Genomic DNA, 26362 nt, shown 5'->3' with positions numbered 1-26362 from the left:
TCTCAGACTACAATTAAGCTCTCTGCGCGAGCGGGACATGGTGCCTGCAGACGGGCATTGAGAAAGGAGGGCCAATGGAGTCAGCAATAAAATCTCCCGCGAAGCTGGCATCGAACACGCAAGGCGAGCAGAATACTTCAGGCCTGCTTTCCTCCGACGCGGTGCTCGACATTCTCCGATTGATTCGACTGATTGGAATGAGATTCGTCTCTATACTGGCATGGGGAGGCAGGACGCCCATGGACGCAGATGACTTGAGGATTGTGGACGCCGTGGCAAGAATCGGCAGCATGAACCGGGCGGCAGCTGAACTGAACATGGTGCAATCAAATGTCACCTCCCGCATTCGCCTCCTGGAGGAAGAGCTCGGTGTTCAGCTATTCGTCAGGCATAGCCGTGGTGTGGAGCCGAGTGAAGCGGGTCTACGCCTTCTTTCCTATGTGGAGCAGATACGTGCACTGTTCCAGCAAGCCATCACGGCGGTCAAAGAGGATGGAACTCCAAAGGGCAAACTGCGTATCGGAATGCTGGAGACCACAGCTGGATTGCGGCTTCCCACACTCGTAGCCCAATATGCACAGGAATATCCGAGGGTTGAGTTGGCCGTCATGACGGGGACTACGACATCTCTGATTAATCAGGTGGTGGAACACGAATTGGATGGTGCCTTTGTGGCTGGACCTGTTCACCATCAAGAACTGAGCGAGGAATTACTATTCCTAGAAGACCTTGTCCTCGTAAGCCCTTTATCCGTACGGAACTTCGGTGACCTCGCCAAAGTTGAAAACCTCAAAGCAATCGTGTTTCGACAGGGTTGTTCTTACCGTCAAAGGCTCGGCTCTATCCTCGATGGGCTAGGTATTCGTTACACGGTGATGGAATTTGCATCTCTCGATGCGATCATTACCTGCATCACCGCAGGCGTTGGCATAACGTTGCTACCGAAGACGCTGGTGGAGAGACTCTGGACAGATCAGTCCGTCACTGTGCACGAACTCCCAGTGGATCAGGCACAGGTAGAGACTGTATTTGTTAGACGACATGATCGCTATTCGACGAGCGCACTCAACGCTTTCTTAGGAATGAGTCGTCAGATCTCGAACATTGGGACCCTCGATCGACAAGTGGAAGCTATCGACTAAAGCGATAGCGGGTATCAGAACAAATCGGGCCTCGTAGCCCCCTCCTCTCACATCTATATTGGAGCTTGAACGCAGCAGGTGGCCGCATCAACGCGCGGCATCGTCAACGTCGAGGATCGTCCTCATGTTGCCATCTGCGGTACTGGCAGTATTGGTTTCGATAGGAGCAATAAATGGCAAACACTCAAAAGACGGTAATCGTGACGGGCGCCTCCCAGGGAATCGGCGCTGCAGTCGTAAAAGCGTTCCTGGAACGCGGCTATAACGTAGTGGGCACCTCTCGCAGCGCGTCAAAGTCGGCTGAGTTAAAGGCTTCCGACAAGCTTGTGTTGGTGGACGGAGATATCGGTCAGGCTGCCACGGCAAAGAAGGTGGTCGATGCAGCTGTTCAGAAGTTTGGCTCGATTGATGCGGTTGTCAACAACGCTGGCATTTTCGTGGCGAAGCCCTTTGTTGATTACAGCGCCGACGATTTCCGTTCGCTGGTCTCGACGAATCTCGAAGGCTACATCTACATCACCCAGCTCGCGGTCAAGCAGATGCTCGCTCAGAAGTCGGGCGGAAGCGTCGTGGCCATCACGACATCGCTGGTTAAAAATCCCATCGCTGGCGTATCGGCATCCGTGCAAATGATCACGAAGGGCGGTCTCGAGTCCATCACGGTCAGCCTGGCGTCAGAGTATGCGAAGGAACACATTCGCTTCAATGCGGTTGCACCCGGGATCGTTGATACCCCCCTTCACAAAGACAACCCAAAGGACTTCCTCAAAACCTTGTCGCCGATGGGCACGATCTCCACTTCGGAGGAAATTGCAAGCGCAGTGGTCTATCTCACCGAATCGCGTCAGATCACTGGGGAGGTGCTGCACGTAGACGGCGGTCAGCACAACGGCAAATGGTAAGCCCAAAGGGCACGCAGCCGGCTAGCGCGGAGCGCCGGCTGCAGGACCTTTGGATCGTGCTCCCCAATGCGCCCCACCCCCTTGGCGCCTACGTTGAGGCCGTCCAGGCAGGCAGCCTTCTCTTCCTCAGCGGAATGCTGCCGGTCAAGGATGGCAAGCTTCAATTCGTTGGGCGGCTAGGCAAAGAGCTCGACGAATCTGCCGGGCGGGATGCTTTGCGAACCGCGACTCTGAATGCTCTTTCCGCTGCGAAGGCGCACGTAGGGTCGCTGGACCGCGTGACGAGGGTTGTCAGCGTGAAGGTCTACCTGGCAACACACGGAGACTTCTACAACCAGCCTATCGTCGCCGATGCAGCATCAGAGCTTCTCCGCGATGTATTTGGAGAGGACAAGATGTCCGTGCGGTCCGTATTAGGAGTAACCGCCTTGCCTCTCGGTGCGCCGGTCATGCTTGAGGTAACGTTCGAAGTCGAGAACGAAGAAGGCGGAAGCTAAGCTCCCGCCTTCTTTGTGGAATATAGAGGATCCTTATGGCAGCTCGAGTGGGCTCAAAATTGTGGACGGGCAATCGACTGACTTCACGCTTGGGACTTCAATATCCAATTATTCAAGGCCCGCTCGGAGGGTTGTCCTCTCAGCGGCTTACAGCATCTGTTTCGAACTATGGGGGACTCGGGTCGTTCGGTGCTCATGGACTCAAACCGGAGGCTATTCGCAATGTCATTCGCGAGATCAAGGCCCTCACAACAAAACCATTTGCGATGAACCTGTGGGTCTCCACGGAAGACGAAGGGGCCGTCGCCTCGACGGAAGAGGCATTTCATCGCAGCCTCTCTCCTCTGGCAAAACATATTGAAAGTGTCGGAGGAGCCACGCCCTCCTATCGCCCGTACGAACCGATTCGTTTCGAAGATCAGGTGCAGGTTCTCCTGGACGAAGGGATCTCCGTGTTCAGTTTTATTTATGGCATTCCCTCCAAACAGATTTTGGATGAGTTCCGCCATCAGGGAATCGTGCTGATTGGAACGGCGACCACCGTAGACGAAGCGATTGCCTTGGAACAAGCGGGAGTGGACGTGATTGCGGCCTCCGGCTTTGAGGCAGGCGGCCATCGCGGCTCTTTTCTGCAACCGTCCGAAGATTCCCTGACGGGGACGATGGCACTTGTGCCGCAGGTCGTCGATGCCGTACGACTTCCCGTCGTCGCCGCAGGCGGAATTGGAGATGCGCGCGGGATTGTGGCAGCCTTCGCTCTCGGAGCCGAAGGTGTGCAGATGGGGACGGCCTTTCTCGCGTGCGAGGAGTCGGGAGCGAACACGCTTCACCGTAAAGCGCTCCTCAGCGGTCAAGCTAGGCAGACTGCTCTTACTCGAGGGTTCACCGGAAGACTTGCTCGCGGCATCAAGAACCGCCTGCTCGACGAACTCAACCAAAATAATATAGAGATCCTGCCTTACCCCCTTCAACGTGCGCTCGTGCGGCACTTATCGATTCCGGCCGAGAAGGCAGGGAGACCCGAATTGCTTCCTCTCTGGTCCGGACAGAGTGCGAACCTAGCGCGGTGTACGCATGTGCGCGCACTACTAGACACGCTGGTAAAGGAGATTTCTGAGATTGGCGGTGCCGTCCAAAGTTGGAGCGCACATCGTCAGCTTGAAGAAGCGCAAGAGTGACTGGGTCCTCCACTGACCGGATACCATCATCGTCCAAGAGCCGTAGACGTCCTTTCAGGATGATGTGATCGCCGTGAAGCTTATCCTTGCACTGCAACACGGACCGAGCATCCTTGTCGCGCACAGCTATGGAGGAGCGGTAATTACGGAAGCGGGAAACGACCAATCGGTTGTTGGTTTGGTGTATCGCGGCCCACATGCCGGATTCAGGCGAGAAAGAGTCGGACGACGAAAAGCGCTTTCCGAGCGACCTCGCCAAATCGGGCGCCATAAAGAAATGCCCGACGGTTTCACATATATTGACCCGGCACAGTTTCGAGAATTGTTCGCAGCCGACCTTCCCGGCGACAAAGCCGCATTCATGGCGCGCGCGCAGGTGCTCAACTTTGCGTACAACTTCTCAGCGACGATCACCACGGCTGCCTGGAGAACCAAACCGATCAGTCTACGTCTCGCATCCCAAGGAAGTGGCAGATGTAATTGAGAGTGCAGCGCGTGCGGTCTCGAAGTAGCTCGGTCTCCGTAGGGAGTCCCCCGCACCCGGAGGACCAAGTGAAACTTCTCGAAATTCAGTCGTCACCAAAAGGCGAATCTTCCGACTCGATCACTCCAAGCGTCGGAGCGAGGCGACGGAGGACGAAGACTTAAACTCGGGAAAGCGCTGATTTATGCAACCGTATATTGATTGAGGAAGCCATCGCGAAAGGCAGAGTCACGGTAGGCTTCCGTGCCTCCGGGCCGTAGTGTAGACAATGCACCCGTTACGTTGCCCATGGCTGCGGCACGCAACGGGTTCTCGTCTTTGAGGTAGAAGTTCAGGAAGCCTGCGTTGAAGCTGTCCCCAGCGCCGATCGTGTCGACCGGTTCCACTCGGAGCGAAGGCACCCAGTCCCGCTTCTTCCCCTGTTGCACGACAGCACCGCGAGCGCCACACTTTACAACGATCAAAGGAACGCGGGGGGCCAGAGAGTCGAGCGACTCTTCAAGGGTGGGTTTTCTGGCGATCCGCAATATTTCATCTTCATTTGGCAGAAGAACATCGATTCGGTCGAGGAGCTGATCGAGAACGCCACCCCAAGTATCGTTAGGGTCGTCATTAGTATCCAGGGAAAGTGTCAGCCCAGCCTTTTTCAATTGGTCAAAGAGCTCGGGCAAGTCGGGTTGAAGACCTGTCTGTAGGAAAAGTGAGGAGAGATGAAAGTGACGCGAGGAGGTAAGGTAGGCCAAATCCAGATCCGCGATGGTCATCTCGGCCATAGCTCCGAGATAGGTCAGAATGTGACGTCGCTGCCCATGAGGCAGAAGCACGGTTACGCCGGTTCCCACGTCCTCTCTGGAGGTGATATGGGATAGATCCACGCCACTTTCGCCTAGACGGGCTAAAGCTATGTCTCCCATTTCATCGCGACCGACCTGGGAGATGAATCCTACCCGGCCGCCAAGCGCAGCAAGGTTATGAGCAAGAATCGAGGAGGATCCCCCAAGAGTCACCTTGAATCCGGAGCCGAGAAGCTCTCTTTCCGTGGACATCTGCTCCGGCAGGCCATACAAGATGAGGTCGAGGTTGGTTTCGCCTGCAATCGTGATGTCGAAACGTCTTTGATGTTCGCCTCGTGGCCTGGTGAGCATAAAACCTCGTATTGTTTTGTTGCGTTATGCTGAGTATAGTTATTATTATTACTTTTGTTTAGCTTCGATTTTGATTCAGTATGCATTATTTTCCACTATAAAGGAATCCTGTGATATCCCTTTCAAGTTTTGTTGATTTGCCTGTCGAAGAACAAAAGGCCCGCGGTCTTTTGTTTACGCCGCGTGAAATAGCGCAACAGCCAGCCACTTGGGAGACGACGGTTCAGATATTTCGGCAACATCAGGAACGGGTCTGCAGCTTCCTGGAAGAGGCAGGTGTTCGGGACAAGCTGGAAGACCGACCAGTGGTTATGCTCGTTGGAGCCGGCACTTCGGATTATATTGGCCACGCACTGGAGCTTTTGCTGAGGCAAAAGTGGGGCTGCGAAGTGTCAGTATGTGCAAGCACGGACCTGTTGCCCAATCTCGAGGAGTATGTAGTTCCGGGACGAAGATATCTCTGGATTTCGTTCTCGAGGTCGGGAGATTCGCCTGAAGGGGTTGCAGTAATGGAACAAGCCATCCAGCAATATCCCATGATCTCTCAGCTGGTGGTGACTTGCAACGCGCAGGCTCGGATGATTGCGATCTGCAAAAAAGCAGCCCTGTCTTGCGTAGTGGTGTTGGATGATGCCGTGAATGACCGTAGCCTGGCGATGACGAGTTCTTTTACGAACATGATCGTAATGGGGCAGTGTCTGGCGCACGCCTGGTCGATTGAGGAATATTCGACGATCGTCGAGCGGCTGGTTCGGGGGGGCCGACGATTTTTACAGAACGCAGAGAAGGAGGCCGAACGTGCCGCATCGCTGGGATTCTCGCGGGTGTGCATGGTCGGGACCGGCTCGTTGGCGAGTGTCGCGGAAGAGTCTGCGCTGAAAGTTCTGGAGATGACGGCGGGACAAGTCAAAACTATGTCGGAGACAGTGCTTGGACTTCGGCACGGGCCAATGGCGGCGCTCGATAAGCAGACTTTATTTCTGTGCTTTGTTTCGGGCGAGAAGCGCAGGGCAAAGTATGCAAGTGATCTGTTGCGTGAGATCGGGGAAAAGGGAATCGTAGCGGAGCGGATCGCGATTGGGCCGACGTCGGAGAAGTCGGAGATTGAACCTCACTGCGAGTCGTATCTCGCCATTGAGGAGGATATTGCGGATGCGTATCGGCCGGTATTAGATGTGATCTTCGGACAACTGCTCGGTCTATATTGCTCGGTAGCCCGCGAGCTAAAGCCTGATTCGCCCAGTCCGAGTGGGGTCATTAATCGAGTTGTTCAGAAGTTCAGGATCTATTGACAGCGATGCGATCGCCGCTTCAGGATTTTCCCTCAAGGCGCAGGTCGGGAGTTTCGACTGGAATCTACTCTGTCTGTTCCGCACATCCATGGGTAATTCGTGCGGCGGCTGAGCAGGCCGCGGAGGCACATTCGCTATTACTGGTCGAGGCTACAAGCAATCAGGTGAACCAGTTTGGTGGCTACACTGGCATGCGGCCGGCAGGATTTCGAGACTTCGTGCTGGGATATGCAGCCGCGGCGGGACTCGAAACAAGATCGCTAATACTTGGCGGCGACCATCTCGGTCCCAATCCGTGGCGCACCATGCCTGCGGATGAGGCGATGAAGCATGCTCAGGACATGATCGCGGAGTACGTTCAGGCTGGATTTACAAAGATCCATCTGGACGCGAGCATGTCCTGCGCCGGTGATCCACCGCAGCTCTCTGATGAAGTTGTAGCGCAGCGTGCGGCGCAACTATGCAGAGCCGCAGAAAATGCAGGTACTCCGGGCGGCGGCCCGGTATATGTCATCGGAACTGAGGTTCCCGTGCCTGGCGGTGCGATGCACTCTGTCCAGGAACTCGATGTGACCTCGATCGAAGCTGCGGAATATACGCTCGCAGTTCATAAGCGAGTCTTCGAAGAGCAGGGACTGGCTGAGGTTTGGCCGCGGGTAATAGCTCTTGTCGTGCAACCGGGCGTTGAATTCGACCATGATTCGGTTGTTGCGTACGATCGCGTAAAGGCGAAACCGCTCGTGGATTGGCTTCGAGTGCAACGCGAAGAATTTGTATTTGAGGCGCACTCGACTGACTACCAGCTACCGAATGCGTATGCGGAGCTGGTCGAAGATGGTTTTGCAATCTTGAAAGTAGGGCCTGCACTCACATTCGCCATGCGAGAGGCGCTTTGTGCGCTCGAAGATATAGAGTCGCAGTTGATTGCGGAGAATCAGCAGTCCTTTCTCACTTGCACGATCGAGAAGATCATGCTGCGAGAGCCAGCGAACTGGAAACCCTACTACCAGGGCACTCCCGCAGAGCAGAAACTATTGCGGCTCTACAGCTATAGCGACCGTATTCGTTACTACTGGCATCTACCCGAGATCGATGAAGCAGTTGATAGGTTGATTGCGAATCTCTCTGCGGTGACCATACCCGAGAGCATGTACAGCCGCTATCTGCCGTTGCAATACGCGCGGCTGCGAAATAAAGAAATAGAAGGTGACCCAGTGTCCTTGATCGTAGACCGCATTCGGGACGTGCTGCGTGTCTATGCTGCTGGCTGCAACCAAGTCGCACCTCTTTAGTCTTTCCTTTTAATTCGGAATTGCCTATGCGAAAGCTCCGTGGTACTGTTCGGAAGTTGTCACATTGGTAAACTGAACTTTATGCAGCGAAAAGTCGCTCCGAAAGCCTCGTCAAAAGTGCCTCCTGCGGAGTCCGAGAGTGGCACGCAAATGCTCATCGAAGAACGTCGCCAGCATATCCTTTCGCTGGCACAGCAACATGGCCGGGTTCTCGTCGAGGATCTGTCGGAATCCCTGGGAATATCCCGGATAACAATCCGTAAGGATCTCGACTATCTTCAACGCAGAGGCGTGTTGCAGAGAACTCACGGTGGTGCCTTGCTTCCACAGTCGGGGACGCTTTTCGACCCGTCGCTCAAGGAGAAGGAAGGGCGTCACCTGCAGGAAAAGCAGCGGATAGCGGTCGCTGCCGTGAACCTTATCCAGGAGGGCCAGTGCGTTCTGCTCGACTCAGGGACGACTACTACGGCGATCGCCAGGACGCTGAAGAAGTTTTCCCATCTGACCATCATTACCAATGCGGTAAATATCGCCGCTGAGTTGAGCGGGACTGATTTCGAGGTGCTCCTCACCGGTGGCTCGCTACGCAAGAACTCTTTCTCCCTGGTCGGCCCGCTCGCAGAGGAGATGCTTCATGACATGCATGCCGACATCCTATTTCTAGGGGTCGACGGATTTGACCTTGAGGTGGGGCTTACGACGCCGAATGTAATGGAGTCGCGGGTTAATCGTGCGATGGTCAAAGCCGCCAAGACGATCGTTGCGGTTTGCGATTCCACTAAATTCAATCGCCGGAGCCTATCGAAGATCGTAGACGCAACTTCGATTCATCACGTCATTACCGACCACAATCTTCCGAATGAGACGGCGGACGCCCTCCGCAATCTCAACATCAAACTCACACTCGTTTAGGCCGAATCTGGGAACCGGGACAGCCGCTTATGTGGCAGGCTTCGCATTCAGGCTGATTTTACTTTTGATTTGCCTAATCGGCGGGCACGGCCTCAAGAGTAATGACCTCGAACGGGGCGAGATGAATCGAGAGTCTCTGATCTCTGCGCATCTCCGCGGGGAATTTCTGGTCCGGGTCTTTTTCGTCCTTCCACACACTGTGCACTTTGTAGTTCGCTGGATCTGACGGCTGGAGTTCAAAAAATTTGGATACATCTACGTTGAATTCCTGCGGGCGATTCGACGGATTTCTCAGCGTAATCAAACCCTCTCGCGGACTCCATGCCGCCCATCCGTAGATCTGCAGCTGGTCCGGATCACCGCCAATCCAGTGAACGTCTTTGAGAGTGTCGGCATGGGAACGGCTCCATCGAGCCGCCTCGGCAAGCGTGTCCCAATTTGTTGGCGATAAAAGCGAAGGCGTGATGTACATCTCCTGTAGCTGCGTGCCCGTGCCGAAGTAAGAGTGAACCTCGTCAGCGAAGTCGTTGCCTGGATCGGTGGTTAGATCCTTTGCCTGTTTGGCGTAGACAATGCCGTGGAGCATCAGCGAGTTGAGCGGAAAGAGCGGGCCTTGGCGAACAATGTTTTTGTAGGTCTGTGCATCGCGATACGTGATCCAACGCTGGCGAGGTGTACCTATCCCTGAGAAGTCGTGATCTTCTCCGCCGCGCCAGATAGAATCGGCGTAAAAAAGCCAGAACGGAGAGGCCGTCGTCCCCGTCGTGAGATTGATAAAGATGGCTGGCTTCTCTTTACGGAGCCGTTCGATGAGATGGATGGCGGCATCGAAGTCACTGTCAAAGGCGCTTCCCGGAAAAACACTGTCCGCATTGCCAGTCCCGTCAAACTTAAACTGATTGACGTTGTACTGATCGATCATAGTGAGACAGGTGTCCTCAAACCTCTCAAAGTACTTTGGCCCGGAGAGCGCATAGCCATCGTGAAGAATCTCGTATCCATGTTCGCGACCGTACGCGATGCGCTGTTTTTTCTGATCGGAATAACCACCCCATGGCGAGAGCCAGACACCGATGCCGGTCTTGTATTGAGCTGCCGCTGCACCCGCCTTCGTGAACCCGTTCGGGAATCCTGAGTTAAAGCCCCACAGTGTAGTCGGATCGTCCCATCCATCATCGAAGAGGAAAGAATCAAGCTGAACGTGCCGCGCCACTGTCATCTGCTGGCCGAAGGCGTTGATCCGATCAAGAACTCCTTTTTCGTCGAATCGGTTTTGATAGCCAAGATCAAACCAGGAGTTGTAATGCAAAAATGGTTGATAAGGCCGCGGACGCTCACTCTCTATATAGCTGAGAAAGGCACGACGGAGCTGGCCGGATCTCGAGGTCCCAATCACGGAGGAATATGTGATGCTTTGGCCAGCGCGAAGAGGTAGATCGCGAAAGAGAGAAGCCGTAACCTCTCGGTCTTGCACTGTGCTGACGGAGAGTGGATTTTCAAATCCGAAGAACATGTTTTTGCTAACCACCGGGGAGCCTTTGACCGTGCCTTCCACGTGCGCGGTCGGGTCGGCAAAGTGAAGCAACCGAACCTCCGTGATGGGCAGGTCCTGAGTGGTGGCGGTGATGCTGAGCAACTGTCGGGCATAAACTTGTCCCGGACGCACGATAACGCACCATTGAAGATGAGCGGGCAACCGTGGCGTAGCGAAGTTCCAGCAAGCGTTTGTTGAAGCCTCTCCAGCATCATGCGACATTCGCAGGGACTGATGCGGGTCCGTTGCCAGTATCGTGTCCGATGCTCGGGTCACCTGCATCTCCGTTGAACGAAGCACACGCTTGTCTTTCAACACAAGGATGAAGGATTCTGTCAGATCAATTGTTCTATTTGAAAAGCCATCATGGACGTGAAGACCGGCAAAATGATGGTTGACGACCCCGATGTCGAGAGACAGGTCACCGGCGTGCAGCATGGTGTTGTCTTTGGCAGAGAAGCTCTGCTCCTGAGCAAAGCCGAATAGACCATTGCAAAGCAGAATGGGAAACAATGAGCCTAACAGCTTGCGTCTAAATCGACAGGAGAGGAAGTTGAACATAGTGCGTTAGCCCCGAGTTCGGTGATTGAAGTGATTATCTTTTAGCATAAACGAAATATATAGAAATAATGATATGTTTCGTTTTATAGTCTCACTTATCGTATCTCTCCACGTGCCGGAGCCTGACAGGAGCTAAACGGCGACGAAAAGAGACTCTCGAATCGAAAAAGCAAACGCCTCAAGAATGAGGAAATGATGTCGGAACAGAACACACAGGACAAGTTTATCGCCATGGTATCGGCAACGGCCGATGTCACGCTTCCGCTCAGCGACTTTCATCCACGCTGTATGCTGACCACGCCACGCCACCAAGTGTTACTTCCACGCTTTCCGGTCATTGACTATCACAACCACCTTGATGCACAGGATCCAAAACATGTGCTGGATATCATGGATGCTTGCGGAATCGAGCACATCGTCAACATCACGATGAAGGTGGGAGAAGAGGCTATCCGCATGATAGATCGTTACCGATCGGCGGATGCTACACGCTTCTCGACCATCGGCTGGATGGATTGGACAGGCGTCGAGCGCGACGATTTTGTTAGCGTAAGCATCGACAGGCTTGAGTGTTTGGTAGAGCATGGAGCCATCGGATTCAAGTTCTGGAAGGATCTCGGCTTGTCCGTGCGTGATGCAAGCGGACAGCTCCTACACGTTGATGACGAACGTCTTGCTCCGATCTTTGACAAAGCCGGGCAGCTCGGCATTCCGGTGATGGTGCATATTGGAGACCCCGAGGCTTTTTTCCTTCCAATTGATGCGAACAACGAGCGCTATGAGGAGTTGGCTGCTCATCCCGACTGGAGCTTCTTTGGCGCCGAGTTCAGCAAACATGAGTTGCTCGACCAGCGGGATCGCGTCTTCAAGAGACATCCGGGGACAACTTTCGTCGCCGCTCACATTGCCGAGAATGCAGAAGATCTTCAGCGTGTATCTGCGATGCTGGATGCAAATCCAAATGTGCTGGTGGATATCAGTGCGAGGGCATCCGAACTGGGGCGGCAACCCTACTCGGCGCGGAAGTTCTTCCTGCGTTTTGCAGATCGGATTTTGTTCGGCGCCGATCTTGTTCCGGAAGTCGAGATGTATCGTCTCTATTATCGGTTCCTGGAGACGGCGGACGAATATTTCGAATACCCCACCCACGCATCTCGCCAAGGACGCTGGAACATCTATGGAATGGACTTGCCGGCGGATGTTCTACGGAAGGTTTATCGAGACAATGCGCTGCGTTTGTTGCCAAATCTAAAGTCAAATTGGGAGCAGGAATGACCCCTGAGATACTGCTGGCGGGAGCAAATACGACCTATGATCTCTGGAGCTAGTTCCTCTTCCGCATCAGCCTCAAGTCAACACAGCTATAACGCTTTGCTCTTGTGTGTAGCCGGACTCGGCGGCCTGCTCTATGGGGTGGACATCGGAATCATCGGGGGAGCGCTGCCCTATCTGGAGGCGACCTCAGGATTGAATGCCGGACAGCTCTCGGTGATTGTGGCGGCTGTCTTGCTCGGTAGCGTCATCTCGACCATCTTCGCCGGGCTGCTCGCAGACTGGATGGGCCGCAAACCGATGATGACCTTGAGCGGCCTCGTCTTTGTTGTGAGCATTCCCGTCATCGCGCTGTCCCATGGCTACGGTCCTCTATTTGTTGGACGACTCCTGCAGGGCATCAGTGGGGGATTTATCGGTGTGGTGGTTCCCCTCTATCTCGCGGAATGCCTCGCTTCAACCAATCGCGGTAAAGGAACGGGCATATTTCAGTGGCTGCTTACGCTCGGTATCGTAGCCGCAGCATTGATCGGAATTTACTACAGCTATCGCGTTGAAGCTGTGGCGCGTGCGTCCGATGCCGCGGCGTTGTTTCAGGTCAAAGATCGTGCGTGGCGACACATCTTCTGGATCTCGCTGCCGCCCGGAGTCCTATTCGTTCTCGGTAGTATCTTCGTCACGGAGTCTCCGCGCCATCTATTTCGCGCTGGCCATCGTGAACGTGCTATGGCGGCACTCCTTCGCTCGCGAACACCGGCAATGGCGGAGCTCGAGTTCGGCGAGATGGAAGAGCGTTCGCTGAATGTCGGGATGCCGGATGGATCAGGTCAGAAGAACACAGAGAGTCTCTTTCGCAGAAAGTACCTCATTCCATTTCTACTTGCTTGCGTGATTCTCTTCTGTAACACCGCGACCGGCGTCAACTCGATCATCGGCTACAACACAAGCATTCTGCTACAAAGCGGCCTCTCCGATTTAGCAGCGCATTGGGGATATGTCATCTTTACTACCGTAAACTTCCTGATGACGATCGTAGGAATGACACTCGTCGATCGCAAGGGACGCAGGTTTTTGCTCATTTTGGGTAGCACGGGCCTGATGGCGACGCTGATCACAATCGGAACGCTATTTTGGAAAACGGAAAAATCCAATTTGGAGTGTCGCGGCGCTGTCCAATCTCTCGTAGGGCCGCAACAGGAGTTGATCCTTAAGTTCGATCAACCGGAAGCCGATCGTCTACTAACGGCCAGCGGTCACGAAGACACGACCTCGCTTGGTGCCCATGCATCGCTGGCGGTGATCTACTCCTACGGAGGCTTTACCGGGGCGACTACTTTCGTACGCTCAGACGACCCTGCGGCAGAACCCCTCCGGGTTACTCGGGCAAGCTCCATTCCTGCGACCAGGATCGAAGCCTTCTTCAAGAATCCTTTCTCTGATCTCGACGCTGCTCGGACCGCGCCTTTGACAATTGAACGAGCGCGAATCGGTCAAATTCCCGATCGGACTCACGGATACCTGGTGGCGCTCGCGCTGTTTGCGTTTATCGCTTTCTTTGCAGTAGGGCCCGGAGTCTGCGTCTGGCTTGCGCTTTCGGAGTTAATGCCAACGCGAATTCGCTCCATCGGAATGAGTGTCGCGCTAGTGATCAATCAGCTCGTATCGACCACACTGGCGGTTCTGTTTCTCCCTGTCGTAAGTAAATACGGCTACTCGACTATGTTCTTTCTGTTTGCCGGGTTCACAGTGATCTACTTCATCACCGCAACCTTCTTCCTGCCGGAGACCAAAGGAAAGACCCTGGAGCAGATTGAGCAGCACTTCGAAGCCTTGGGAAGCTAACCGTGCCGCTCCTCATGAAGCGGCTGCTCACCTAGCAGCGGCGCATTTTTTAAGAACTGCTTCGTTTGTGATCGAGGGGACCCGATTGCAAGTCCGGACAGGTTAAGCCCTGCACCCAACCAACAGTAAATTCAACAATATTACGTTAGATTTCTTTTAATCTTGACATCGCTGTCATATCTGTTACTGTTCCTCTCTATAAACCATAAATCGTAATAAAACGGAATATAAGAGAATGCCGACGGCCGTAGCAATCAGGCCAATGTATCTCAGGTAATGGAGTAACTAAACGGAGGAACTGTCCAATGAAAGCCGAATTCGCGCAACGGATTGCTAGTGGCGCCCGCCAACTCCGTCTATGCCGGCAACTGTGGCAATCGCTTTGCCTCGTCACGCTTGCCCTTCTTCTGCTTTGTTCGCCGCTGCTCGGTCAGGGAACGGAAGGTGCTATTACCGGAACCGTTACCACGCAGGATGGAGCCGTTTTGCCCAATGCTCAGGTGACTGTTACGAACGACGGCACCAACATCAGCCGAAGTGTAACCACAAACTCGAAGGGCGATTACGTTGTTGCAGGTTTGAACCCCGGCACCTACACCGTCAAGGTTGAAACTCCCGGCTTTGCCGCGGTCATAGATACAGGAGTGGTTCTCGCTTCCCAGCAAACTCTGCGCACTGACGTGACCATGAAGGTTGGAAGCACCAATTCGACAGTTACGGTCACTGCGGGAGACTCGGTCATCGAGACGGAGATGCCTTCGATTTCAAGTACCGTATCGGCTCAGACTCTGACTAATTCTTCGTCAAATCTGTTGAGCACGTCGGACTCGACAGGCGACAGCGGCTTGCTCTTCTATACCTCACTGTTACCTGGCGGGTCCCAGGCTGGGGGTTCCTTTGATTGGTCGATGTATGGATCGCGCGGCAGCGAGGCTTATTACAACGTCGATGGAATCAGTTCAAATTCGGCTCTCTACGGGAATATGGTCGGTCCGTCGCTTCCTCCGTTCGGAATGATCCAGGAGGTTGAGTACACTGCGGTCAACAATAAAGCCGAACTCGGACAACTGCTCAACGTGAGCGTCATCACAAAATCCGGCACAAATGCAATCCATGGAGATGTATTCGAGAACTACGCGAGTAACGCCTTTCAGGCAAGGAATTATTTTGCGAACAGCGTAGGCGGCCTTGTCCAGAACGATTTCGGCGCCAACATCGGCGGACCAATCATCAAGAACAAGCTATTTCTCTTCGCCTCGAGCGAATTCCTAAGAGAGGCGCAGCCGATATCGATCAACCCTAGCGTGCCCACTCTCGCAATGCGCGGCGGCGACTTTAGTGCGCTGCTCCAGGGACCGAATCCGATTGTCATCAACAACCCGTACACTGGAACTCCGTTTCAGAACAATACGATTCCCAAGCCTATGCTCAACGCAGGGGCGCTGACCTGGCAAAATACGTTCTATCCTTCGCCAAACTTCGGATCGCCAACGAGCTACATCGCTAACTTCAGAGGAACATATCCTCAGCATATCTATACCAATCGCTACTATCTAAGGGGCGACTATGCGTTCTCGCCGCACAACACAATCTTTGCCCGTGTCGGATACATCAGGTCTTCTCCAGAAGTCCTCGATAGTGGCCTTCCGCCTTCACTGACGGGATACCGCGTCCAAAAGCGACATACTTGGCAAGGGGTGTTGTCCGATACCTGGATACTCACTCCCCACATGATCAATGTCGCCAAGTTTGGCCTGACGCACACAGCGAATGATTTCGGCGGAGAAATTGCGGGACAGCCGCTAGTAGACTCCCTGGGAATTACAGGTCTCCAGGTCGCACCCGATGACAAAACAGGTATCCCCTCTGTCTCCCTGAACAATTTCACGTCGCCCTACCAATTGCCAGACAGTCAGCCCACAGAGCAGACCGTTCAATTCGTGGATCAGGTGACATACGAGCGCGGCGCACATACGTTCAAGGCGGGAGCAGAGTACAGGCCCATGCAAGCTGAGCAGTACTTCAATCCGACCTTCGGAAGCTATAGCTTCACCGGGTCTTTTTCGAACTTCGATTACGCAGACTTTCTTCTTGGTCTGCCCCAAACGACTGGATATACCTATCCGCGCACGCCCCAGTACTCACGGCTATGGGATCTCAATGCCTTCGTTCAGGACGATTGGAAGATCAAGCGAAATCTGACGCTGTTTCTCGGGGTGCGTTATGAGTACAACAGCCCGGCAGTTGACAAGTACAACGTAATCGCATCATTCGATCCCAAAACCGGAGCTATCGTCGTTCCCAATCTCACCATCGCACAGCAAAACATCAATCCAGTCTTTCCGTCTGAAATTCCTATCGAAACTGCCCAGACCGCTGGCTTCCCTGATCGCAGCATGAGGAACTCGTTCAAGCTGGCCGCCTATCCAAGGTTTGGCTTTGCCTATCGGCCATTCAAGGATGAGAACACCGTGATCCGTGGCGGGTACGGAATCTTCAATGATGAGATCAGCGCGGCCCTGTTCTCGTATCTCTACGGAGGACCCTATGGAGTCACCGTTGGCTACACCAACGGTCTCGTGAACGGCGCTCCACTTGTCGACTTTCAGCATCCAATCAACAGCGCGGCGGGGGGCATTGGAGCAGGGGCTGTCAGCATTCAGACCTTCGACCATAACTACCGCAATCCTTATGTACAGCAGTTCAATCTCACGCTTGAACAGAACCTCGGCTTCGCTACCAGCCTCCGCTTGTCGTACATCGGCACGCGAGCTGTAAAACTGACCTATGCCACCAACGTCAACCAGGTCCCTGCGAGCACGACGCCATTCTCGCAAAGTGCGACTCCTTATCCTCTCTTCTACTCTGCCTATCTCTTCCGAAACGGCGGATACGAAAACTACAACGCGTTGTCGGCTGAGGTAAACCGCACTTTCCGCCATGGTCTCAGCTACGAGGCTGGATTCACCTGGGCGAAAAATCTCACCGACGATGACGACACTCTGGCAAATGGCATCGAGGGCGGCGTCACGGCTGAGAATAGTTACAACCTCTCGCGTCAAAAAGGAAATGCAAAGTACACACCCCGGGTAAGCTTCGTATCCAACCTGATATGGGAACTCCCCTTCGGTAGAGGCGAGCGTCTGTTGAACGCAGATAACTTCGCGTCGCGCTTTATTGGCGGCTGGCGATTAAGCGCAGCGTACTTGTCTCAAAGCGGCGATTTCCTCTCTCCCGGCTTTAGCGGGCCAGATCCTTCAAACACCAATCAGTTCGCCGGCGCGGCTCAGCGTGTGGGTGGATCTCTCGCTCCTCAAAGTAAACGATCGATCACCAATTGGTTCAATGCGACGGCCTTCGCAGTCCCTCAAAATGGAACGTTCGGTAGCGGATCGTTCGGTACTGTCGAGGGTCCCAACATGAACGCGCTCAATGCTGCTCTGTTCAAGAGCTTCCCGGCGTTCAGGGAGACTAGCTTCGAGTTGAGAGGAAGCTTCACAAACGTACTCAATCACACAAACTTCGGAGATCCAAACGTCACCATCACTGATAACAGCGTCGGACAGATCACCAGCACAACGGCCAAGAGCTTCGGTGGTCCCAGGTCCGGGCTGGTCAGCGGCAGATTCGTCTTCTAGAGTGGGAGTGTCCGGTTAGCTATCGTCGAACCCACAACCTGCTCGGACGAGAAAGCCTGGGATGTTGGTGAGCACAGGCAGCACAGGATCGATCGTGGCTCACATCACGCACTCGTGTCTCCGGTGGAGACACAAGCATTTGTGCCTAAGTCCAATCAAACTCCAGTCTCTGTGCATGCGCTACCTGACAGGTGAGTTGGGATCGTCGGCTGCCCAGCTCTTCGTCATGTCGCCGGGAGAAAAAACATCGCATGCGAGTGCCAGACCTTATCCCGGTCGTTCAAGGACTGCTGCTTCGACATCATGTAAGCCATCGCGCCAGACTCCAGCGCGGGCAGCTCCTTCCAATTCAGTGCCGTCGCGATTGCCTGCGCGATTTCAGCCTTCGATTTTCCTGCCAGTACAAGCCTGGTCTTCATCAGGTAGATCGGCGCAAAGCTCCTCGCGGCTTGAGCATTGAGCAATGGGGGCGCATCTTCGGATTCCAGAACTCCGCCTGATCTGTGCTCTGCCCCACGACCTTTCCACGATGCAGAGAAAGCCATTCGCGCCCTTCACCCCAGCACCATCACTTCGGCTCCATCGGAAATGGAACCGGGTGCAGCATTGCGAGCCAGAGCGATCTCGGATTTCTCGTCAGATATCAGGTACTGATCGAGGGGAGCCACCGCCGGATAGGCGGCCTTTCCGGCCTGTGCAACTGCCTGCCGACCTGCGTCAGGTAAGGCGATCTGCAGAGCAAATGCCAAAGCAATGACCCTGACTTGATTATTCCGCATCCGATCCTCCCAATCCGCACGTTTCGCGCCAGTGAACATCGACCCCGAGATCGATTCGCAGATTGTAGATTGGACCAAAATGGGCGGCGTCAAGCCGATTGGCGCAATTCACGATTCAATCATTCCGACCGGTCAGAACCAGACTGCCTGGATCATGCGCACGGGACCGAAGACCTTTAGTATTCGAGCTTCAGAGAAAACTGAATCTGACGGGAGTTGCCATTCGTTCGATTGATCTGGCCAAAGCCCGACCCAAGGATTGTGTTCGACGGAAGCCCCATGTTCACGATGTTGAACATGTTGAAAAACTCAGCCCTGAACTGCAAGTTGGTGAGTTCAGCTCCAGATCGTCTTCTTCCGATCGGCGTGTCTTTGACCAAAGAAAAGTCATAGTCGTAATAAGCCGGTCCTCGAAAGGTATTCCGTCCGAGAGTTCCAAAGCGCCCTTGATTAGGGCCCGTTCCTCCCGGAACGTTATTTGGGATTGAGAAAAACGAAGCGTTGTCGCTTCCGCGCCCGAAGTAGTCCTCTCTCTTGGGCCTCGCAGTGGATAGCGATGGCTTTGCGATCTGATCGGGCCTGTCCGCATTGGCCGACCCTGCACCCGTTTGCTGAATTCCTGTATAGACGGTAAAAGGTGTACCGCCAGACAGCGATGAAATACTGATCAACTGCCAGCCGCGAGTAAGTTTACTGCTCACGTGATTCAACGGGTGGATCGCATAAACCGGAAGAGACTGCGTGAGACTCAGTGAGAATGAATTCCTTGTATCGAATACTGACGGACCGCGTTCCGGATGAGTATCGAAAGGATTCTGTGGCGCTGCCTGCGCGATTGCTCCCACAGTACTGGTGGCAGAGGTCCCGCCTACACTGCTGGCATCGTCAATCGACTTCGACCAGGTATAGTTCGCCTGGAAGCCAGGTCCGCCATGCGGCGTTTGACCTTGACCGGAGACCTGTAGAGCGTTGTACGAGGAGTGCGAAGTCGCCGTCATCTCGCTTTCGGTCCCGAACCCGCCGACAGCCTGGCCGGCGGCGTCGAAGTGCGTATATGGAGCAAACTCTGCTGTCGCGCCAGGATAGGCGTTGGGAAATGCGACGCGCGGAAGCTTATAAGCGGTTGTGCCGACATAAGCGGCAGAGAGCGTCACTTGTCCTATGGACTGTTCCAGGCCAAGAGACCACGTGCCGAGACCCGCGTTCCCAAAGTTCCTGCTGATCGCTCCTACGTTGAGCGGAGTTGTTTCTCCTTCGGAAGCATCTGCAATTCCTTGCTCCAGACGATCGATATCAACTTCCGTGTTGGCGGGGACATCGTTGGGCCGTCGATTGGCAAAGATGTCGGTACCGTCCGGCGTATAGACGCGGGGTAACTGCGCTGGAGTGAACTGAAATCCGTAGGGGACAAATGCCGTCGGTCCAGCCGTCACTCGAGGGTAGAACACGAACGGCAGATTGCCCGTTAGCATGTTATCTTGCCAGATATTGGGCGGAATCGTGGTCAAAGCTGCACCGGCATGGAGTACCAGGGTCGGGCGTAAGCGATAGTCAGCTTGCAGACGTGGCCCCCAATTATTCATTCGCGTACGGTACCTGGGTTCAGGATTAATCAAGAAAACTTGACCACCGCCGGGAGAGGGGAAAAATCCGGAAGTACGATGGGCCCGATCCGATATCGGTGTGTAGAGTTCGAGACGCATTCCATAGCCGATCGTGAGGCGGCTTGTGGCTTTCCAGGTGTCTTGCGCGTAGGCTGCGATTGCCGTCCGGTTTATCGCAGTGGGGCCTATATTTTTGCCGTTCGAGAAATAGCTGGGTGCAACAGCTCGTGTATACGCAAACGCGCTACCGGTAAGGAACGCTGATAAGGTATCGGGCAAAGGATCTCCAACATTGATAGTGTGAGAACCGCTTGCAGATGTGATTTCAACTGCGGAGTACGCTGTTCCTCCGCCAAAGTCGTATTCTCCGTTAGGGCTGGATCCGTAATAACCGGAGTCACGGTTCAGTCGAATCTCAGCGCCAAGCTTGACCGTATGGGCGTTGCGCGAGAACGTTACATTCTCTCGAGCCTGGAATAAGTTTCCGTAGTCTCTGGAAACGGAACCGCCTGGTGCATTGAACGGCTCGAGGAGAGCGTCGTTGAATTTGACGGCTGGGTCAGTTGTATTGGGAGTTGGAAAAGAGGGGGTCGTTCGAATAGCACTCAGCGATGATTCGAACGTGAGACTCGGCGATGCAGTGTGTATCCATGTCAACACGCCATTACGCTGGTGATCGACATATTCCACACCGAAGCTCGGATCTATAACCGTTTGATCTGGATTCGTCGTTGGGCCGCTGAGATTGTCGAGAGAGAATCGCGCCATCCAGTGGTCCTTGGCGCCGCTCTGAAAATCAAGCCTGCCGGAAAACTGATCTGCGTCCGTATTCACTTTGGATGAAGTTGCGTACGTGTTCGCGCCAAATGTTCCGGCTGGATAATTAGGCAGCGGATATCGCGCCAGTATCTGGCTGATCGAGGAGTTCACCGGAACAAGGAGCGTGTCGCCTGGGAATGCCGTCGTATCCATGCCCGATCGCTGTTCTGCGGTTGGAACAGAAAGAACCTGGGTCGTTCCTAATACCTGGCGGAAGCCTTGGTACTCGATGAAATAGAAGATCTGCTTGCTGTTGCCGAGCCAACGAGAAATCGGAACAGGACCTCCATTTGTAAATCCAAACTCATTTCTTCTGAAAGGTGGAATGCGTCCCGGACTTACCGGGGAAGGATGATCGAAGTAGTTGCGGGCATCGAGAGCGGAGTTTCGCAGAAACTCGAAAAACGATCCATGCAGGTCGCTTGTTCCAGGTCGAGTCAAAATATCGGTATAGCCAGATGCGCCACGACCTATTTCGGCCGGCATCACCCCGGACGACGATTTCAGGTCAAGTATTGCGTCAACATTGAAATTAGTGAACGTCCCGCCACCCATTTCCGGGTCACTGATGTCCGCTCCATCGAGAGAGAAAGTTGCCTCCACACCTCGCTGGCCGTTGATCGCGAACTGCTGGGTGAAGTTTGAGGCTCCATTGGTGTCGCTGGACGTTCCGGCAGCGAGTAGCAGAATTTGGCTAAAGTCCCTTTTGTTGAGCGGGATTTCACTCACTCCCTTATTCGTGAGTTGATCGGTGTCAACTACTCTTCCGATCTGCGTGTTGGCCATCTCCACCGAGCCGTCGCGGCCCAGCTTGAGCGTTACGCCTTCAACCGCTGATGGGATAGAGACTTGGGTCGCGCTGCGGTAGAAGTTCCCAGCGACACGCACAGTCACTGAGTAGAGGCCGGCATTAAGGTTCTGGAACGAAAAAGCCCCTTCTTTATTCACAGCTGCGGAATAGTGATTCGTGCCCGAATCGAGCAGCACCGTTCCCTCGTTTGCGGCCAGGAACCCGTCCGTGCGCAGTACACCGTTCCAATTTGAGGTTGGCGCCTGCGCCCAAACAGCAAACGAGAGAGCGTTATTACAAGGAAAAAACATTCTCAAAACGACACAAAGCGAGAAAAAAATGCCGATTCTGTATGAGCTGCTGTTGGCCGACATGGGGAATCTCGTGACCACTTTCGTTCCGCGGAATCAGAAAGGATGACTCTATTCACTACGGCACAACGTCATAAGAGCTAACGGGTAGGGACCAATTCGTTGCTGGATAGATACCTTCTTTTGAAGGACTTACCGTGGGTGGCCACGTGATCAAAAAGGAATGTATGATACCTCCAAATCCTAGTTGTCAATATGGAATAATGAGGGGTTGATGTTGGTCCCCGGCTCTATGCCGTCGCCGGTGGGCTCTGCGTCCCTGCTTTTGCGCAGCAACGCGTCGAGGTGGACGCAGCGCCGGTCGCCAAACCCGAAAAGCAGGAAGAGAATCAGCAGAACTCACGATGCCATTGTTGCCACAATCCGAAAAAGAGGCTGGACACAGTTTCCCGCCAGATGCCAGTGCTGTCCGCGATCAGCTGAAACGGCTCCTTGCGCACCCGCTATTCGCAAACAGCAAGCGCTATCCCGTGTTTCTGGCTTACACGGTCGAGCAAACGCTGCTTGGCAATGCGGGCGAATTAAAGGAACGGACGATAGGTGTGGAGGCCTTTGGACGTGAGCCAAACTACGATGTAAACCTTGATCCAGTAGTCCGTACGACAGCGGCCGAAGTCCGGAAGAGGTTGATCCAGTACTTCTACAACACGGATCATTTCGGAGAGCTGATAGTCGAACTTTCGGTAGGCTCATACGTTCCCTCGTTCCGGGATCCAACGGTCTCCGTGAACCTCGAATCCGGATCGTTGGTCTCGCAGAGGAACGGGGCGACGCCTCAGGACTCTCCCACAACCGAGTCTAAATCTGCTGAGGCAGCTCTACCTCCTCCAGTGCTGACCAGGCATCGATGGATCTCTATCGCAACATTATTGTTGTTGGCCCTTTTCGCAGGATTCGGAATGGGCCGTATCCAAATCCCCCGGAAACCGTCGAATTTGGAACGCTTTTGGGAACCGGTGACAGCAGCTTCAGGAAAGGTCACGTACTGCCTTGGGCAACCGATAGATGCGGTAGATCGAGAGCGCACCACGCCGAACGGGATGCCCCTCTATGGCCGGCTCGATGTCTCGGACGTGATCACGTTGGCGCGATCCATTGTTCCTCTGGTCCCAAAGGGCGGCGATTTTCGCGTTGTTTCCGATTCAGAAATCGGCTATACGCAGCTACGCGAAGGCCCCGTCGTGCTCATTGGCGCCTTCGATAACGTTTGGACCATGCGGATTACCCAGGATCTACCCTTCGGATTCGAGTACGATTCGCAGGTGCGAAGGCTCGTAGACCGCAAGAGTCCCGAGAAGAGGTTTTGGACCCTCCAATGGCAGGTGCCTTACACAAAGTTGGCAAAGGACTATGCCATCATCGCCAGGATCCATGACAGCGTAACGGGCCAGCCAGTCATTATCATTGCGGGGATTCTAGGGGAAGGCACCGAAGCTGCCAGCGAGGTCGTCTTTAAGCCTGCGTATCTCGATGAGATGTTGAAGAAGGCGCCTAAGAACTGGGACCAACTCAATCTGGAAGCTGTGATCGAAACGAATGTCATCGAAGGCCACGCAGGCCCTCCCACGGTGCTCGCTGTCGAGACCTGGCGGTAGGTCACTAGCCTCTTCATCGACAGCGCTATGGCTCCATGGTCGGCTGCGACCGATCCCTCGAGGCGTGTCTCACTAACTTTGCCGTATGATACGTGCCATGTGACGGTCCAGCCTTCTAACGATAACTTCAAGATAAATACATGGTTATTGGGATAGAACTGTGCTCGTACCCGTTGGAGCTTTTACCTCACCTCATTCCACTAGATTCTGTAATCGTAGTCGCCCTTCTCGCACTGCAGCGATTTCTTCTGGCCTTGATTCTCGCCAGCGCAGCATCGCTGGGCGACCTGGAGACCCGATGCAGAAGTGCAACTCGCAACTTCCCCTTTTGATTGTTACGGCAGCCATCATTGGAGTCGGCATAGCGCCGGCTCAGCAAACGAACCGGCCTTGGATGGATTCACACCTGTCTCCAGGGGACCGCTCGGAGCTGGTCCTCAAACAACTTACTCTTGATGAAAAGTTGGCTCTGGTGCATGGCAACGGTATGTCAGGCGAGTCGCAGTGGAGGATGCCTCTAACCCCTCTCACCAATGGCGGCGCTGGTTACACTCAAGGTGTCGAGCGCCTGGGTATTCCTCCCCTGATCATCTCGGATGCCGGCTACGGCGTGAGAGCCAGCGGCGCGAATGGAAGATACTCGACGGCGATGCCTTCCAATCTGGGTGCAGCTTCGAGCTGGGATCCAGAGTCCGCTTGCCAATTCGGCGAAGTGATCGGCGGCGAACTTCGGGCTCAAGGTTTCGATGTGACTCTGGGAGGCGGCGTGAATCTCACTCGCGAGCCCCGAAACGGGCGGACCTTCGAGTACGCGGGCGAAGATCCGCTTCTGGCCGGCACTCTAGTTGGAAACATGATGAAGTGTGAGCAGGGTCAACACGTCATCGGCGATATCAAGCACTACGCCGTCAACGACCAGGAGACAGGACGGTTCGTTGTGAATTCTGTCATCTCGAAACGTGCGATGCAGGAGTCCGATCTATTGGCCTTTCACATTGCGATCTCTATCGCCAATCCCGGCGCCGTGATGTGCTCTTATAACCGCATCAATGGAGACTTCGGTTGTGAAAATTCTTACACGCTGCAGGATGTTCTCAAGAAGGACTGGGGATTCAAAGGCTTCGTGATCTCGGATTGGGGCGGCACGCACAGTACGGAGAAGGCGTCCTCTGCCGGACTCGATCAAGAGCAGCCTATGGCCGACTATTTCGGGCTGAAGTTAAAGGAGGCGGTAGACGCAGGGAGAGTACCTCTGTCCGAGATCGATGACCATGCTCGCAGGGTCTTGTACGCAGAGTTTTTAGCTGGAATCGTGGATGATCCTCCGCATAAGGGTGTGGTCAACGTAGAAAAAGGGCTTGAGGTTGCGCAGCGTATCGAAGAAAAGAGCATAGTTCTCCTAAAGAACAACCAGGCCGTGCTCCCAATCATTCCGTCCAAGGTCCACAGCATCGCAATCATCGGCGGCCATGCGGATGTCGGAATGATCTCCGGTGGTGGTTCTGCACAAGTTGACCCGCCGGGCGGCAATGCCATTATGCCCCCTGGTAAAGGCGCAACGCATTGGCAGGATCACATCTGGTTTCCGACTTCCCCCTTACAGGCGCTGCGAGCGAAATTGCCGAACACGAAAATTGACTTTGATCCGGGGACGGATCTGCAGTCAGCGGCATCTTTAGCAAAGACCGCGGATGTGGCGATTGTCTTCGCCTATCAGTGGGAGTCCGAAGGTATGGACCTGCCGAATCTTTCGCTTCCGGACAACCAGGATGCGCTGATCGAGCAAGTAGCGGCAGTCAATCCGCGTACGATCGTTGTTCTTGAAACAGGAACTGCCGTTACTATGCCCTGGCTCGACAAGGTGGCCGGGGTTGTTGAGGTTTGGTATGCGGGCAGCGCCGGGCACAAGGCGTTAGCAAACATCATTCTCGGGGACGTCAATCCGTCTGGCAAGCTGGCGATGACCTTCCCAAAGAGAGAGGCGGACCTTCCTCGCCCTTCGATCGCGCCCCTTCCTCCGAATGACGAAGGACAAGGACATTATGCTGTAAACTCCGAAACGCGCGTCTCCAGCTATGCGGTCCACTACGATGAAGGTTCCGAAGTCGGCTACAAGTGGTACGAAGCCCAGCATAAGCAACCGTTGTTTCCGTTCGGTTTTGGCCTTTCCTATACGTCCTACGCGTATTCCGGCCTAAGCGTCGATTCATCCGCGAAAACAGTCCGCTTTACAGTCAAAAACATGGGCAAAAAAACAGGGACTGAGATTGCGGAAGTCTACGCCACTCTTCCCAAAGAAGCTGATGAATCGTTCAAACGCCTGGTCGGTTGGAAGCGTGTCACTCTGGCGCCTGGCGAGTCACAGGATGTCACCGTTGCCATCGATCCACAGGAACTGCAGACCTTCGACGAATCGAAGGACACATGGATGCTTACTAATGGCGAATACGGCATCCTGGTTGGACCGTCTTCAGAGAGCACCCCTTTGAGGGCGAGCCTTCGGATCCATTGAGATTGATCCCTCGTCGAACCCACCCCGCGATGAACCTATGAGAACCGCAATGTATTGATTCCGCTCTTTGACGCTCGCGTGCGCTGCGCTGTCACTGGCGTGGCTCTCTAGAGGCCACGTCAGTGACGAAACCAATTCTCGACGCCAACGCCGAACAGATAGTCTGTGCTAACGGTTCATATCAGCCGAGTTGAAGCTCGA

The 26362-nt window shown here is 54.4% G+C and carries 18 protein-coding genes; 13 read left to right on the top strand and 5 right to left on the bottom strand.

Going from position 1 to position 26362, the window contains the following annotated elements:
• The first annotated feature begins 239 nt into the window (after window positions 1-239).
• The 5 genes from HDF12_RS21325 (at window position 240) to HDF12_RS21305 (ending at window position 4203) form a co-directional block, all read left to right on the top strand.
• Window positions 240-1142 (top strand): LysR family transcriptional regulator, encoded by a 903-nt coding sequence (locus tag HDF12_RS21325; protein WP_179586762.1) that lies wholly within the window; start codon window positions 240-242, stop codon window positions 1140-1142.
• Between the two features lie 173 nt (window positions 1143-1315).
• The gene (locus tag HDF12_RS21320) at window positions 1316-2044 is read left to right on the top strand and encodes an SDR family NAD(P)-dependent oxidoreductase (RefSeq protein ID WP_179586760.1); all 729 of its coding nucleotides are present in this window, start codon (window positions 1316-1318) and stop codon (window positions 2042-2044) included.
• The gene (locus tag HDF12_RS21315; RefSeq protein WP_179586758.1) at window positions 2038-2541 is read left to right on the top strand and encodes a RidA family protein; all 504 of its coding nucleotides are present in this window, start codon (window positions 2038-2040) and stop codon (window positions 2539-2541) included. The genes HDF12_RS21320 and HDF12_RS21315 overlap by 7 nt, the downstream gene beginning before the upstream one ends.
• Before the next feature lie 35 nt (window positions 2542-2576).
• A complete protein-coding gene (locus HDF12_RS21310) occupies window positions 2577-3719 on the top strand; it encodes an NAD(P)H-dependent flavin oxidoreductase (protein WP_179586756.1) in 1143 nt (380 codons plus the stop codon).
• A gap of 64 nt (window positions 3720-3783) precedes the next feature.
• Complete coding sequence (locus tag HDF12_RS21305; RefSeq protein WP_179586754.1) at window positions 3784-4203, top strand: alpha/beta fold hydrolase; 420 nt, start codon at window positions 3784-3786, stop codon at window positions 4201-4203.
• A gap of 182 nt (window positions 4204-4385) precedes the next feature.
• On the opposite strand, the gene HDF12_RS21300 is transcribed toward HDF12_RS21305, so the two are convergent.
• Window positions 4386-5348, bottom strand: a complete 963-nt coding sequence (locus HDF12_RS21300; protein WP_179586752.1) for a carbohydrate kinase family protein — start codon at window positions 5346-5348, stop codon at window positions 4386-4388.
• Between the two features lie 509 nt (window positions 5349-5857).
• Here HDF12_RS21300 and HDF12_RS21295 point away from each other — a divergent pair.
• The 3 genes from HDF12_RS21295 to agaR all read left to right on the top strand — a co-directional run bounded on the left by HDF12_RS21295 (window position 5858) and on the right by agaR (window position 8844).
• Complete coding sequence (locus HDF12_RS21295; RefSeq protein WP_246373758.1) at window positions 5858-6640, top strand: phosphoheptose isomerase family protein; 783 nt, start codon at window positions 5858-5860, stop codon at window positions 6638-6640.
• 5 nt (window positions 6641-6645) lie between these two features.
• Window positions 6646-7932 (top strand): D-tagatose-bisphosphate aldolase, class II, non-catalytic subunit, encoded by a 1287-nt coding sequence (locus HDF12_RS21290; RefSeq protein WP_179586749.1) that lies wholly within the window; start codon window positions 6646-6648, stop codon window positions 7930-7932.
• A gap of 150 nt (window positions 7933-8082) precedes the next feature.
• Window positions 8083-8844 (top strand): transcriptional repressor AgaR, encoded by a 762-nt coding sequence (gene agaR, locus HDF12_RS21285; protein WP_179586747.1) that lies wholly within the window; start codon window positions 8083-8085, stop codon window positions 8842-8844.
• A gap of 73 nt (window positions 8845-8917) precedes the next feature.
• Here agaR and HDF12_RS21280 read toward each other — a convergent pair whose 3' ends face one another.
• Window positions 8918-10654 (bottom strand): enterotoxin, encoded by a 1737-nt coding sequence (locus HDF12_RS21280; RefSeq protein ID WP_218892526.1) that lies wholly within the window; start codon window positions 10652-10654, stop codon window positions 8918-8920.
• 477 nt (window positions 10655-11131) lie between these two features.
• Between HDF12_RS21280 and HDF12_RS21275 the strand changes: the two genes are divergently transcribed.
• From HDF12_RS21275 to HDF12_RS21265, 3 genes are all read left to right on the top strand, one after another.
• A complete protein-coding gene (locus HDF12_RS21275; protein WP_257025762.1) occupies window positions 11132-12214 on the top strand; it encodes an amidohydrolase family protein in 1083 nt (360 codons plus the stop codon).
• Window positions 12215-12250: 36 nt separating this feature from the next.
• Window positions 12251-14053: an MFS transporter gene (locus tag HDF12_RS21270; protein WP_179586743.1), complete on the top strand. Its 1803-nt coding sequence runs from the start codon at window positions 12251-12253 to the stop codon at window positions 14051-14053.
• A 305-nt stretch (window positions 14054-14358) separates the two neighbouring features.
• Window positions 14359-17691 carry a TonB-dependent receptor gene (locus HDF12_RS21265; protein ID WP_179586740.1) on the top strand — a complete coding sequence of 1111 codons (3333 nt, stop codon included), beginning with the start codon at window positions 14359-14361 and terminating at the stop codon, window positions 17689-17691.
• 224 nt (window positions 17692-17915) lie between these two features.
• Here HDF12_RS21265 and HDF12_RS21260 read toward each other — a convergent pair whose 3' ends face one another.
• The 3 genes from HDF12_RS21260 to HDF12_RS21250 all read right to left on the bottom strand — a co-directional run bounded on the left by HDF12_RS21260 (window position 17916) and on the right by HDF12_RS21250 (window position 21880).
• A complete protein-coding gene (locus HDF12_RS21260; protein WP_179586738.1) occupies window positions 17916-18236 on the bottom strand; it encodes a hypothetical protein in 321 nt (106 codons plus the stop codon).
• Window positions 18237-18245: 9 nt separating this feature from the next.
• Window positions 18246-18470 (bottom strand): hypothetical protein, encoded by a 225-nt coding sequence (locus HDF12_RS21255; RefSeq protein ID WP_179586736.1) that lies wholly within the window; start codon window positions 18468-18470, stop codon window positions 18246-18248.
• Window positions 18471-18646: 176 nt separating this feature from the next.
• Window positions 18647-21880 (bottom strand): outer membrane beta-barrel protein, encoded by a 3234-nt coding sequence (locus tag HDF12_RS21250; protein ID WP_373563979.1) that lies wholly within the window; start codon window positions 21878-21880, stop codon window positions 18647-18649.
• Between the two features lie 518 nt (window positions 21881-22398).
• Between HDF12_RS21250 and HDF12_RS22080 the strand changes: the two genes are divergently transcribed.
• Window positions 22399-23649 (top strand): hypothetical protein, encoded by a 1251-nt coding sequence (locus HDF12_RS22080; protein ID WP_218892525.1) that lies wholly within the window; start codon window positions 22399-22401, stop codon window positions 23647-23649.
• 298 nt (window positions 23650-23947) lie between these two features.
• Window positions 23948-26161: a glycoside hydrolase family 3 C-terminal domain-containing protein gene (locus HDF12_RS21240; RefSeq protein WP_179586730.1), complete on the top strand. Its 2214-nt coding sequence runs from the start codon at window positions 23948-23950 to the stop codon at window positions 26159-26161.
• Window positions 26162-26362: the final 201 nt, after the last annotated feature.

Source organism: Tunturiibacter gelidiferens, from assembly GCF_013410115.1.
Lineage (GTDB): Bacteria > Acidobacteriota > Terriglobia > Terriglobales > Acidobacteriaceae > Edaphobacter > Edaphobacter gelidiferens.
This window is presented reverse-complemented; position numbering and strand designations above follow the sequence as displayed.

Bases quoted from the DNA above. Each gene is read 5' to 3' on its own strand.
- HDF12_RS21325 (WP_179586762.1), top strand. From the start codon at position 240: ATGGACGCAGATGACTTGAGGATTGTGGACGCCGTGGCAAGAATCGGC.
- HDF12_RS21320 (WP_179586760.1), top strand. From the start codon at position 1,316: ATGGCAAACACTCAAAAGACGGTAATCGTGACGGGCGCCTCCCAGGGA.
- HDF12_RS21315 (WP_179586758.1), top strand. From the start codon at position 2,038: ATGGTAAGCCCAAAGGGCACGCAGCCGGCTAGCGCGGAGCGCCGGCTG.
- HDF12_RS21310 (WP_179586756.1), top strand. From the start codon at position 2,577: ATGGCAGCTCGAGTGGGCTCAAAATTGTGGACGGGCAATCGACTGACT.
- HDF12_RS21300 (WP_179586752.1), bottom strand. From the start codon at position 5,348: ATGCTCACCAGGCCACGAGGCGAACATCAAAGACGTTTCGACATCACG.
- HDF12_RS21295 (WP_246373758.1), top strand. From the start codon at position 5,858: ATGGAACAAGCCATCCAGCAATATCCCATGATCTCTCAGCTGGTGGTG.
- HDF12_RS21290 (WP_179586749.1), top strand. From the start codon at position 6,646: ATGCGATCGCCGCTTCAGGATTTTCCCTCAAGGCGCAGGTCGGGAGTT.
- agaR (WP_179586747.1), top strand. From the start codon at position 8,083: ATGCTCATCGAAGAACGTCGCCAGCATATCCTTTCGCTGGCACAGCAA.
- HDF12_RS21275 (WP_257025762.1), top strand. From the start codon at position 11,132: ATGATGTCGGAACAGAACACACAGGACAAGTTTATCGCCATGGTATCG.
- HDF12_RS21270 (WP_179586743.1), top strand. From the start codon at position 12,251: ATGATCTCTGGAGCTAGTTCCTCTTCCGCATCAGCCTCAAGTCAACAC.
- HDF12_RS21265 (WP_179586740.1), top strand. From the start codon at position 14,359: ATGAAAGCCGAATTCGCGCAACGGATTGCTAGTGGCGCCCGCCAACTC.
- HDF12_RS21260 (WP_179586738.1), bottom strand. From the start codon at position 18,236: ATGGCTTTCTCTGCATCGTGGAAAGGTCGTGGGGCAGAGCACAGATCA.
- HDF12_RS21255 (WP_179586736.1), bottom strand. From the start codon at position 18,470: ATGCGGAATAATCAAGTCAGGGTCATTGCTTTGGCATTTGCTCTGCAG.
- HDF12_RS22080 (WP_218892525.1), top strand. From the start codon at position 22,399: ATGCCATTGTTGCCACAATCCGAAAAAGAGGCTGGACACAGTTTCCCG.
- HDF12_RS21240 (WP_179586730.1), top strand. From the start codon at position 23,948: ATGCAGAAGTGCAACTCGCAACTTCCCCTTTTGATTGTTACGGCAGCC.